We start from the raw sequence: 11,761 nt of genomic DNA, 5'->3' as shown, positions 1-11,761 counted from the left end.
ATGCCGACCCAAGCTCCCCCACGATCTGATCGATCAAAGGTCGGACGGTCTGGCACGGGGCGATCCGAAAAATGCCAACTCCCGGACCGCAAAAGCAACTTACAAGGTCGATGCCGCAGGCATCGGGTGGGGGCGAGGCTTTCATCTCGCTCGCCGACGCCCAGCCGCGAGGCGCAAGGCCCCGCGAGCGGGGCCGGCAGTCCGTCAGGACCGGATCACACCGCAGGCCAGCCGATCGCCGGCATTGCCGGTCGGCTGGGTCACGTAGTCGTCGGCATTGGCATGGACGATGACCGCCTTGCCGACGATGTCGGTGGGCGCACCATCGCCGAGCGTCGCGCCTTCCAGCCAGCCGTCGACCGACGCGGTGCCGTCGGTACCGGCGACGATGTTGTCGCTGTCGCCGACGTGGTGCGCGCCGTGGCCCACTCGGCCGTGATCGCTGCTGGCCGGATTGAAGTGGCCACCGGCACTGGTGCCGTCAGGCGCGCTGCAATCGCCGTGTTCGTGCACATGGAAGCCGTGGGTACCGCCAGGCGGCAGGCCGGTGACCGTGCCGGTGACCTGGATGCGGCCATCGACCATCGCAAAGCGCAGGGTGCCGGCGGTCTCATGGCCCTGGGTCGGGGCGAGCTCGGCACTGGCGCCGGCGTTCGCGGCCTGCGCGGCAGGCGCGGACGCCTGGCCCGACGCAGGCGCAGCGGCGCGGTCGGCCTCGGCGGCGGCATCTTCGTTATCGGTCGTGCTGCTGTTGCCGCAGGCCGACAGTGCCAGCGCGAGCACGGCGACGGCAGGAACGAGGCGACGGGTCTGGGTCATGGGAACACTCCTTCGGGGTCGAAATGGCGCAGTGCGCCGAGAATGGGATGAACGCAGGCGGATCATTCGGTCCGGACGATGCCGCAGGCGACCCGCGCGCTGATCGCGCCGGGCGTGGCGCCGAGCACCAGCAGCGCGCGGCCGACGACATCGTTGGGCGCGCCGCCGCCCAGCACCGCGCCGGGCAGCAGCAGGTCGACCATGGCGACACCGCGCGCATCGGCAACGATCCGCCCGCGTTCGCCCGAGTCAGGCACTTGCGAGGGTGCGCCACGCTGGGCGTCGTACTCGGGGCCGGCGCTGGCGGCATCGACCGCGCTGCAGTCGCCGCGGGCGTGCAGACGCAGGTTGTGGGTGCCGTTGCCGACCAGGCCGCCGATCTCACCGCGTATGCGCACGCCGCCTTGCGCAGGGCTGAGCATCACGCGGCCACTGACCAGGGTGCCCGACGCCGACGCGAGGTTGGCGACCGCAGCATTCGCGGTGCCGGTGCCGGCCAATGGCGGCGTGGCCGCAGCGGCCGGCGGCGGCGCCGGGCGCGGCGCGCTCGCGCAGCCCACGACCAGTGCGGCGGCGAACAGGGACAACACGGGGCGAAACGATCGAAGCATCGGACGACACCTTATGGATCGGGAGTTCAGTGCGGATGAAGGCCCGGGACCCGCTCAGCCGCGCCGACCGCGGGCACCGAGCTTGCGGGTCAGCGTGTTACGGCCCACGCCCAGGCGCACCGCGGCCTCGGCGCGGCGCCCCCCGGTCTGGGCCAGCGCGGTTTCCAGCAGCACCCGGTCCAGGCGTTCGCGGGCCTGGGCATGGAGGTCGGCATCGCCGGCGCGCAGCCGCAGGTCGGCCCAGGCGCGCAGCGCGTCCTCCCAGTGCGTGGCGTCGCCCGGGGCCTCGTCGCTTGGCCGCGCGCGAACGGACTGCACCGGCAACAGCGCGTCGAGATCCTGCACGGTGATGCGCTCCGACGGCGCCAATGCCGCCAGCCGCCAGCACAGGTTCTGCAGCTCGCGCACGTTGCCCGGCCAGTCGTACGCCGCCAGCCGCTGCAGCGCGGCCCGCCCCAGCCGCTTGGCCGGCGCGTCGAGCTTGGCGGCGGCCGCCTGCAGGAAACGTTCGGCCAGTCGCGGCACGTCGTCACGGCGCTCGCGCAGCGGCGGCAGGCGCAGGCGCACCACGTCCAGCCGGTGCAGCAGGTCGGCGCGAAACCGCCCCTGCGCGACCAGCGCTTCGAGATCCTGGTGGGTCGCGGCGATCACCCGCACATCGACCCGGATCAGTTCACGGCCACCGACCCGGAAGAACTCGTCCTCGGCCAGGACGCGCAGCAGCCGGGTCTGCAGCGAGGCGGGCATGTCGCCGATCTCGTCGAGGAACAGCGTCCCGCCGTCGGCCTGCTCGAAGCGGCCGACATGGCGCCGCGCAGCGCCGGTGAACGCGCCGGCCTCATGGCCGAACAGTTCGCTCTCCAGCAATTCGGCCGGAATCGCCGCGGTATTGAGGGCGACGAACGGCCGCCCAGCGCGCGGGGATTCACGGTGCAGCGCGCGCGCGACCAGCTCCTTGCCGGTCCCGGTCTCGCCAGTCACCAGCACCGCGACCGGGGCCTGCGCAAGCCGGCCGATCGCGCGGAACAGCTGCCGCATCTGCGGCGTGTCGCCGACCAACGCATCGTCCGCACCCGCGTCCGCGCTCTCGACCGCCGGCTCGCCGGCGCCGGCCGGTGCAGGCTCGCGATCGCCGAGCACGCGCGCCGCCAGGGCCACCGCTTCGTCGAGATCGAACGGCTTGGACAGAAACTCCTGCGCACCGCCGCGGAATGCACCGGCGGTGCTGGCGACATCGGTATAGGCCGACATCACCACGACCGGCAGCTGCGGATGCGCCTGTTTGAGCGCATCGAGCAGTTGCAGACCACTGTCGCCGGGCATGCGTACGTCGGTGAACAACAGATCGGGCGCGGCACGCCGCTGCAGGGCCTCGTGCACCGCCTGCGCGCTATCGAAGCCGGACACGTCGTAACCCGCCTCGCTGAGCGCGGTGGCGAGCACGAAGCGGACGGCGCGATCGTCGTCGACGACCCAGATGCGGCGGGCAGTGGAGGTCATCGGGGTGCAGGATCCTCAGAGGCGCCGACCTCAGCAGCGGTGTCGGTGGGCAGCGCAGACGCGACATCGAGCGGTGGAAACGGCAGTTGCAGCGTGAACACGGTATGGCCCGGACGCGAGCGGTAGACCAGCGCACCGCGATGCTCGCGCGCGACCTGCTGCGCCAGCGCCAGCCCGAGCCCGCTGCCGTCCGGACGCCCCGACACCAGGGGCAGGAAGATCTGCTCGACGAGATCGCCCGGCACACCGCGGCCATCGTCGACGACCTCCAGTCGCAAGGCCATCGCATGCACCTCGTCGCCGATCCGCGCCGCGAGTGCGGCGCGGGTGCGCAAGGTCACGTTCGCCGCGCCGGCCTGGATCGCATTGCGCACCAGGTTCCAGATCGCCTGGGTCAGCCGATCGGCATCGCCCGCCAGCTCCGGCAGGCTGGGATCGTAGTCGCGGACCATCCGCACCGCCCAGCCGGCATCGGCCTCGGCCAGCCGCAGGACCTGTTCCAAGACACCGTGGATGTTCAACGGCCGATGCGGCTGCGGCGCCTGGGGCGACAACAACTGGTCGACCAGCGCACTGAGCCGGCCGACCTCCGAGCCGACCAGCGCGACCAGTTCCCCCGTTTCGCCGTCGCCGGCACGACGGGCCAACAACTGCGCTGCGCCCTTGAGCCCGGCCAGCGGATTGCGCAGCTCGTGCGCCAACCCGCGCAGCGCGGCCGACAACGCCATCGGCATCGCCAGCGTCGGATCGGCGCCCGGAAACTCGTCCACCGGGTGCGCCTCGAGCAGCACGCCGCCATCGGCGGCGTGCGTCACCCAGGCGTCGGCAAAGCGCGGCTCGCCGCCAAGGAAGGCCAGTGCCAGGCGCCGCAGTCGCAGCGGCGTGTCGCTCTCGTCGCCGGGCTGGCGCAACGCATGCCGCAAGGTCTCGCCCTCGACCTCCAGTGCGGCCAACGGCTGCTCCAGCAACCGGCGCCGGCCCACCCCCAACCAGCGCGCGAAGGCCACGTTGCAGTCGCGGATGCGGCCATCACCCCCGGTCCACACCAGGGGCGTGGCCAGCGTGTCGAAGTCGGCAGCGGGCAGGGGGGCGACGGCGGGCATCGCACCAATGTAGTGCACTGCGCCGCCGCCGGCACCCTTCCCCTCACGCCGCCCGTGTCGTGTAGAACTGCGCCTCCTCGGTCGAGCCGGTCAGTGCGGTCACGCTGGAGGCGCCGCCCTGGATCACGGTGGTGACATCGTCGAAGTAGCCGGCACCGACTTCCTGCTGATGCGAGACGAAGGTGTAGCCCTGGTCGCGGGCGGCGAACTCGCGTTCCTGCACCTGCTCGACGTAGTGGCGCATGCCTTCGCCGCGCGCGTAGTCGTGCGCGAATCGGAAGCTGTTGAACCAGTTGATGTGGATGCCCGCCAGGGTGATGAACTGGAATTTGTAGCCCAGCGCCGACAGTTCGTCCTGGAACGAGGCGATCTGGCGGTCGTCGAGGTTCTTTTTCCAGTTGAAGCTCGGCGAGCAGTTGTAGGCGAGCAGCTTGCCGGGTGTGGCGGCGTGGACGGCCTGGGCGAATTCGCGTGCAAAGCCCAGGTCCGGGGTGCCGGTTTCGCACCACACCAGATCGGCGAACGGCGCATAGGCAACGCCGCGGCTGATCGCCTGCTCCAGGCCGTTGCGGACCTTGTAGAAGCCCTCGGCGGTGCGCTCGCCGGTGACGAACGGCGCGTCGTTGGGATCGAAATCCGACGTCAGCAGCGTCGCGGCCTCAGCGTCCGTGCGCGCCAGCACGATCGACGGCACGCCGAGCACATCGGCGGCCAGGCGGGCGGCGATGAGCTTCTGCACCGCTTCCTGGGTCGGCACCAGCACCTTGCCGCCCATGTGGCCGCACTTCTTGACCGCGGCCAGTTGGTCCTCGAAATGCACGCCCGCCGCGCCGGCGACGATCATGTTCTTCATCAGCTCATAGGCATTGAGCACGCCTCCGAAGCCGGCCTCGCCGTCGGCGACGATCGGCAGGAAGAAGTCGATCGCCTCGTGCGCGTCGAGCTTGCCGTCGGCGATGTTCTTCCATTGGATCTCGTCGGCGCGCTGGAAGGTGTTGTTGATCCGCCGCACCATCGCCGGCACCGAGTCGTAGGCGTAGAGCGACTGGTCGGGATACATGGTCTCGGACGTATTGCCGTCGGCCGCAACCTGCCAGCCCGACAGGTACACCGCTTCCAGCCCAGCCTTGGCCTGCTGCATCGCCTGCCCGGCGCTGATCGCCCCGAACGCGTTGACATAGCCCTTCCTGGCCTGGCCGTTGAGCAGCGTCCACAGCCGCTGCGCACCGCGCCGGGCCAGCGTGTGCTCGGGCTGCACGCTGCCGCGCAGGCGCACGACGTCGGCCGCGGTATAGGTGCGCCGGATGCCGCTCCAGCGCGGGTCAGTGGTCCATTCGTGCTGCAGGGCGTCGATCTGGTGCTGGCGCGTGGTCATGGAGAACTCCTTCGGGCGTGGTGATGGGAATGGGTGCGGCGGCGCGGGCAATCGGCTTTCCGGATGCGTGTTGGGGGGGACAATCACGCCACCCATCACCCATCGCGGGGTTTCACAGTCGCTCGTACGCCGGCAACGTCAGGAAATCGGCCAGCGTGTCGGCCCGGGTCAGCACCTCGAGCAGGGCAATGGCCTCGGCCACGCGAGCGGCGCCGGGGACCGCCTGGCGCGCCAGGCGCGAGGGCAGTGACAGCAGCACCCGGTCGAACAGCGCGTCGTCGATCGCGGTCCCGTCGTCGAGATGCAGCGGCGGGCCGGGCACCCCGCTGGCGTCGGCGTCGGCGTAATGCAGCCACTGCCACAGCTGGGCACGTGCGATCTCTGCGGTCGCGGCGTCTTCCATCATTCCGTGGATCGGCACGCAGCCGTTGCCGTCGAGCCAGGCAGCGAGGTAGCGCACGCAGACCTCGACATTGCCGGCGAAGCCGGCGTGCGTGATCGTGCCCAGCGACGGCACGATCAGATCGTCGCGTGCCACCAGCACGTCGTCGCGCGTCATCGCGTGCTGGTGCGGGCCGCGCATGCGCGCATCGAACACCTGCCGCGCGATCGGGATCAGCGCCGGATGCGCGACCCAGGTGCCGTCGTGGCCGGCGGTGACCTCACGCAGCTTGTCGGCGCGCACCCGGTCCATTGCCGCCTCGTTCGCAGCCGCGTCGCCCGGAATCGGGATCTGCGCGGCCATGCCCCCCATCGCATGCGCACCACGGCGATGACAGGTCTGGATCAGCAACTCGGAGTACGCCTTGAGGAACGGCTGGACCATCGTCACCTGGCCGCGCTCGGGCAACACGCGATCGCGGTGCCGGCGGAAGGCCTTGATGTACGAGAAGATGTAGTCCCAGCGTCCGCAGTTGAGGCCCGCGATGCGCCCGCGCAGGGCGTGCAGGATCTCGTCCATCTCGAAGGCGGCCGGCAGCGTCTCGATCAGCACCGTGACCCGGATCTGCCCCGTCGGCAGGCCCAGCGCGCGCTCGATGTGCGCCAGCGCGTCGTCCCACAGCTGCGCTTCTTCCATCGACTGCAGCTTGGGCAGGTACAGATAGGGCCCGCGATCGCGCGCGGCCAGCGCATGGGCGTTGTGGAACGCGAACAGGCCGGCATCGAACAGCGCTGCCGACATCGGCGCGCCATCGACGAGCACGTGCTTTTCGTCCAGATGCCAGCCACGCGGCCGCACGATCAGCACCGCCTGGCGTGCCTCGGGCAGCAGCGCGTAGTGCTTGCCGTTGCCTTCGAACGTCAGGCTGCCGGCGACCGCCTCGCGCAGGGCGCACTGGCCGGTCAGCAGATTGGCCCAGGTCGGCGAGGTCGAGTCCTCGAAATCGGCCATGTAGCACTGCGCGCCGGAGTTGAGCGCGTTGATGACCATCTTCGGATCGACCGGCCCGGTGATTTCGACCCGCCGGTCGCGCAATGCCGGTGGTGCCGGGGCGACCGTCCACGCCGACTCGCGGATCGTCCGGGTGTCGGTGCGGAAGTCGGGCAGGGCGCCGGCATCGAAGGCGACCTGGCGGGTCTGCCGGGCGCGGAGCAGGGCCTGACGCCTGGACTCGAATTCGCGGTGCAGATCCGCCAGACAGGCCTGGGCGGCGTCATCGAGCAGGTCGCCCGGGAGACCTGCCGGCAGGCCCGCCGGCAGGTCGCAGGCGGGAGAGGGGGACAGCGCATGCAGTCGGTGGACAGCGTTCATCGCAACGGTCGCCTTGGGGGTGGTGCGGTGCAGCAGACCGTCTCTCCACACCCGGTATTTGACAAACGAGTTCTGTCAATGCGAATTATGAGTCTGGCTAATAACCATGCCCAAATGGCTGCCAAGTCCCCGCCCGCATTACGGTTTCCGTACAAGAGCGACCGGCTCAAGCCGCTGCGCGCGTTCTGCCAGACGACCCGGCTGGGCTCGGTCTCGCGGGCCGCCGAGGCGCTCTACGTCAGCCAGCCCGCGATCTCGCTGCAGTTGCAGGCGCTCGAGCGCGAGCTCGGGGTCAAGCTGCTCGAGCGCAGCGGCCGACGGCTGGTGCCCACCCGGGCCGGCGAGGTGCTCTACGACCTGGCGCTGCCGCTGGTGGAGGGCATCGACGGGCTGCCGGCGGCCTTCCGCCGCGAAGTCGGCGGCCTGGACGCCGGTGCGCTGACGATCGCGGCCAACAGCGCGACCATCCTGTACCTGCTGCCGAAGATCGTCGAATTGTTCCGCCGCCAGCATCCCGATGTGCGGCTGACGCTGCACGATGCGATCACCGCCGACGGCAACGACCTGCTGCGCAGTGACACAGTCGACCTGGTGGTCGGCTCGATGGTCGACGTGCCGCCGGACCTCGACTACGCACCGGTCTACCGCTTCGAGCCGGTCCTGCTCACGCCGCCCGACCACGCCCTGGCGCGCGCGCGGCGGATCACGCTGGAGGAGATCGCGCGCTACGGCCTGATTTTGCCGCCCAAGCGGCATGTGACCTATCGGCTGGTCGACCAGGTGTTCCAGCAGGCGCGCGTGCCCTACACGATCGCGCTGGAAGTCGGCGGCTGGGAGGTGATCAAGCAGTACGTCGCGATGGGCCTGGGCATCTCGATCGCCAGTGCGATCTGCCTGGAGGCGGGCGATGCAACGCGACTGGCGACGCGTCCGGTCTCGGAGTGGTTTCCTGCGCGCAGCTACGGCGTCGTGGTGCGCAAGGGCAAGCTGCTCTCGCCACAGGCCCGCGCGTTCGTCGAGCTGATCCGCCCGGACCTGTTCGCCCGGCGCGACGGCAGCGGCAGCGGACACTCGGAACGCTGAGCGCCCGCGTCGCCGTCGTGACTGTCACCGGCCGACGGTGACCGGCTCGGCGCGCTCGGGGTCCGGTGCCGCGGACCGGCGCGAGGCCTTCTCCAACTGCGCCAGTGCGACCTCGCCGGCGGCCTTGGCCTCCATCGCCTGCTTCTGCACCATGCACAGGGTCTGCATGTGGTCGGCGTCGAAGTTCAGGCGCTCGATGAGGAAGTCGACGAACGCACGGACCTTCGGCGAGACCAGCCGGCCGCCGGCGAACACCGCGTTGAAGTCGACCTCCGGACCGGTCCAGCCGGCGAGCACGCGCTGGACCATGCCCGCTTCGACGAAGGCCTTGGCCATCACGTCGCCGGTCAGCATCAGGCCCTCGCCCTTGATCAGCGCCCAGTTCAAGGCGGCCGGGTCGTTGCCGACCAACTGCGGATTGACCGGGAACTCGCGCAACGCCTGGCCGTCGGTCAGCGACCATACGAACCGGCCGTTGTGCGGGTTGCGGCTCTTGCGCATCACCAGTGTGCGGTGGTGCTGCAGGTCGTCGGGATGCAGCGGCTCGCCGTGCTGTTCGATGTAGGCGGGGCTGGCAAAGACCTGTGTGCGCAGGCTGCCGAGCTTGCGCGCGACGAAGTTGGAATCGGGCAGGGTGCCCACGCGCAACGCCAGGTCGGCCTCGCCGCCGATCAGATCGAGATGCTCGTTGCCCATGTGCATGTCGAGCAGGATCTCCGGGTATTGGGCCTGGAAATCGCCGAGCAGCGGTGCGATCCAGGTGATGCCGATCGAGTAGGGCACGGTGAACCGCAGCCAGCCGCGCGGACCGCCCTGCAATTGGCCCACTGCGGCCTCGGCCTCTTCAAGCCCGCGCGCGATGCGCTGGCAATGCTCGTGGTAGACCGCGCCGGCCTCGGTCAGCCCCAGGCGACGTGTGGTCCGATGCAGCAGCCGCGCCCCCAGCCGCTGCTCGAGCTCCTGCACCTTGCGGCTGACCGTGGTCTTGGGCAGGCCGAGCGCGTTGGCGGCAGCGATGAAGCTGCCCTGCTCGACCACCTTGACGAAGATCAGCGTGTCGTTGAGATCGTGGGCCATGCGCGCACTCCGGTGGGGACGGACGCGATTGGCCCGTTCGAGGGACAATTATTCCCTCGAATCGGGACTAATCAAGTCCGGGATGGCGGCCTATCGTTTGCCGCCTCGCCCGACCGGAGTTCGCCGGTGTCCCTCGACCGCCCTGTTCCCAGCCTCCATGCCGTCGCCCGACAAGGCCGCACGGCCGCGTCCCGGCGTCGGTTGGAAATCCCGCCGAATCAATCATCTAGCGCCCGCCTTGCGGCCCCCCGCGGGGTGCGTGGTGGCGGTTTCGACTGGCGCCGGATGTGGGCGTGGCTGGGGGCGTCGACCCCCGACCAGGAGTCCCAGGCCTCGGTCGAAGCCTGTTTTTCGGGAGACAAAATCCCATGACCGGGACAATGTCGCCGCTGCTGGTGCTCGGCGCGACCGGGGCGATCGGCACGCGCCTGGTCGCCCGCGCTGCAGCCGCCGGACGTCGGACGATCGCGGTGGCGCGCGACGCCGCCGCCCTCGCCGCGCTGCGCGAGCGTCACGGCGCGACCGTGCTGCCGCTGGCCGCGACGTTGTGCAGCGATGCCGACGCCGCCGCGCTCGCGGACCGCGTCGCCGCGCTGGCCGGCCCCCGTCCCGGCGCGGTGGTCGCGGCCATCCGCGGCGCCGCCCCGGCACGCCGACTGCTCGACGCCCCGGCCGACTTCCTGCGCCGGCGGCTCGACGAAGACCTGCTGCCGCATCTGGCCGCCGCGCGGCATCTGTTGCCGCTGCTCGCACCGGTCCCTGGCGGCGCCTATGTCCTGGTCGGCGGCCCTGGCGCCGAGCAGCCTTGGTCGGGCTACGGCCACCGCTCGATCGGTGCGGCCGCGTTGCAGATGCTCGCCCGTGTGCTGCACGAGGAAGCACGAACGCTGCCGGTGCGGGTGCAGATGCTGGCGATCGACTCGCCGGTGCGCACCGCGCACAACGCCGCGCACGCCTGCACTCAGTGGCCGGACGCCGATGCGATCGCCGACTACGCACTGCGCATGGTCGACGGCCGCCTGCGCCCGGACGCCGCGCTGCTGCGGTTCCCGTCCGAGGAGCCGGTGCGCCCGCCCGGCCTGTCCGACGACATCGACCTCGCGGCGGCACCGTGCCTGCCCGCATCGACCCACGACACCGCCGCGCAGGCGCTGCTGCAGCGCATCGCGGCCCGTTCCCGATCCCCCCAGGAGTTCCGCTCATGATCCCCATCCTCACCCGCGCCCTGGCCGGCTCGCTGCTGGCCGCCGCGATCGCCGTCACCGTGGCCGGCTGCGACAGCCGCGCCGAATCGGCCAGCCCGCCGCCCCCGCCTGAAGTCGGTGTCGCCGCGGTGCTCGCCGAGCCGGTCAAGGACTGGAACGACGCCACCGGCCGGATCGCTGCGGTCGAGAGCGTCGAGCTGCGCCCGCGGGTCAGCGGCTACGTCGAGCGCGTGGCCTACGCCGAAGGCGACGAAGTGAAGCAGGGCGACCTGCTATTCGTCATCGACCCGCGTCCGTACCGCGCCGCGTTGCAGCGCGCCGAGGCCGAGCTGGCCCGGGCCCGCGCCGAGGCGCAGCTGGCGACGACCCGGCACGACCGCGCGCAGTCGTTGATCGAGGCCAGCGCGATTTCGCGCGACGACTTCGAGGCCCGCAGCGCCGGCCGCGCGGAAGCCGAGGCCGCGGTGCGCGCCGCGCAGGCCGCGGTCGAGACCGCGAAGCTGGATCTGGCGTTCACCCAGGTCCGCGCACCGGTCGACGGCCGCGCCGGTCGCGCGTTGCTGACCGCCGGCAATCTCGCCCAGGCCGACGCCTCGCTGCTGACCACGGTGGTCTCGCAGGATCCGGTGCACGTCTACTTCGAGACCGACGAACGCACGTTCCTGCGGCACCAGGCGCTGGCCCGCGAGGGCGCACGCACGGCCGGTCGCAACGCGGTGCGCGTGGGTCTGTCGGATGAGACCGGCTACCCGCATGCCGGCACCGTCGATTTCCTCGACAACCAGGTCGATCCGGCCACCGGCACCGTGCGCGCCCGCGCCGTGCTGCCCAACCCCGACCGCCGGTTCACGCCGGGGCTGTTCGCCCGCGTGCAGCTCGAAGGCGCGACGGCGCGCGAGGCGGTGCTGATCGACGACAAGGCCGTGTTGACCGACCAGGACCGCAAGTACGTCTACGTGCTGGGCGAAGACAACACCGCCCAGCGCCGCGACATCGTCCCCGGGCGCATGGTCGATGGCCTGCGCGTGGTCGACTCGGGCCTGGCCGCCGGCGACCGCGTCATCGTCAACGGCGTGCAGAAGGTCTTCATGCCCGGCATGCCGGTCGCGCCGCAGGCAATCGCGATGCGCGATGGCCAGCCGGTCAAGGCGGTCGCACAACACTAAAGGTCGCATGACAGCGGCCTCTCTGGGGAGAGGCCGACGCGTGCAGCGCATCGGGCACGAGCCGGGTCT

Annotated in this window: 10 protein-coding genes; 3 read left to right on the top strand and 7 right to left on the bottom strand. The window is 71.0% G+C overall.

The window, feature by feature from the left end:
- Positions 1-204 precede the first annotated feature (204 nt).
- The 6 genes from ABE487_RS11150 to aceB form a co-directional block, all read right to left on the bottom strand.
- Positions 205-819, bottom strand: a complete 615-nt coding sequence (locus tag ABE487_RS11150) for a superoxide dismutase family protein (RefSeq protein ID WP_346441984.1) — start codon at positions 817-819, stop codon at positions 205-207.
- A 62-nt stretch (positions 820-881) separates the two neighbouring features.
- Positions 882-1,409, bottom strand: coding sequence for a superoxide dismutase family protein (locus ABE487_RS11145; protein WP_346441986.1), 528 nt, complete (start codon positions 1,407-1,409; stop codon positions 882-884).
- Positions 1,410-1,484: 75 nt separating this feature from the next.
- Entirely contained in the window at positions 1,485-2,930 is a 1,446-nt protein-coding gene (ntrC, locus tag ABE487_RS11140) for a nitrogen regulation protein NR(I) (RefSeq protein ID WP_346452371.1), read from the bottom strand.
- Positions 2,927-4,033: an ATP-binding protein gene (locus tag ABE487_RS11135; protein ID WP_346441988.1), complete on the bottom strand. Its 1,107-nt coding sequence runs from the start codon at positions 4,031-4,033 to the stop codon at positions 2,927-2,929. Before ABE487_RS11135 ends, ntrC begins: the two co-directional genes overlap by 4 nt.
- Positions 4,034-4,076: 43 nt before the next feature.
- Positions 4,077-5,408 carry an isocitrate lyase gene (gene aceA, locus ABE487_RS11130; RefSeq protein WP_346441990.1) on the bottom strand — a complete coding sequence of 444 codons (1,332 nt, stop codon included), beginning with the start codon at positions 5,406-5,408 and terminating at the stop codon, positions 4,077-4,079.
- Positions 5,409-5,520: 112 nt separating this feature from the next.
- Positions 5,521-7,161: a malate synthase A gene (gene aceB, locus ABE487_RS11125; RefSeq protein WP_346452372.1), complete on the bottom strand. Its 1,641-nt coding sequence runs from the start codon at positions 7,159-7,161 to the stop codon at positions 5,521-5,523.
- Between the two features lie 114 nt (positions 7,162-7,275).
- On the opposite strand from aceB, the gene ABE487_RS11120 reads away from it, so the two are divergent.
- Positions 7,276-8,244, top strand: a complete 969-nt coding sequence (locus ABE487_RS11120; protein ID WP_346452373.1) for a LysR family transcriptional regulator — start codon at positions 7,276-7,278, stop codon at positions 8,242-8,244.
- Between the two features lie 24 nt (positions 8,245-8,268).
- Here the strand turns inward: ABE487_RS11120 and ABE487_RS11115 are convergent, their stop codons facing one another.
- Complete coding sequence (locus tag ABE487_RS11115; protein WP_346452374.1) at positions 8,269-9,321, bottom strand: LysR family transcriptional regulator; 1,053 nt, start codon at positions 9,319-9,321, stop codon at positions 8,269-8,271.
- A 368-nt stretch (positions 9,322-9,689) separates the two neighbouring features.
- Between ABE487_RS11115 and ABE487_RS11110 the strand changes: the two genes are divergently transcribed.
- Together ABE487_RS11110 and ABE487_RS11105 are read left to right on the top strand one after the other, a co-directional pair.
- Positions 9,690-10,526, top strand: coding sequence for an SDR family NAD(P)-dependent oxidoreductase (locus ABE487_RS11110; protein WP_346452375.1), 837 nt, complete (start codon positions 9,690-9,692; stop codon positions 10,524-10,526).
- Positions 10,523-11,692, top strand: a complete 1,170-nt coding sequence (locus tag ABE487_RS11105) for an efflux RND transporter periplasmic adaptor subunit (RefSeq protein WP_346452376.1) — start codon at positions 10,523-10,525, stop codon at positions 11,690-11,692. Before ABE487_RS11110 ends, ABE487_RS11105 begins: the two co-directional genes overlap by 4 nt.
- Positions 11,693-11,761: the final 69 nt, after the last annotated feature.

This window comes from Luteimonas sp. TWI596 (genome assembly GCF_039674105.1).
GTDB lineage: Bacteria > Pseudomonadota > Gammaproteobacteria > Xanthomonadales > Xanthomonadaceae > Luteimonas.
The sequence above is the reverse complement of the archived record's forward strand: the minus strand, read 5'-3'. Positions and strand labels throughout refer to the sequence as shown.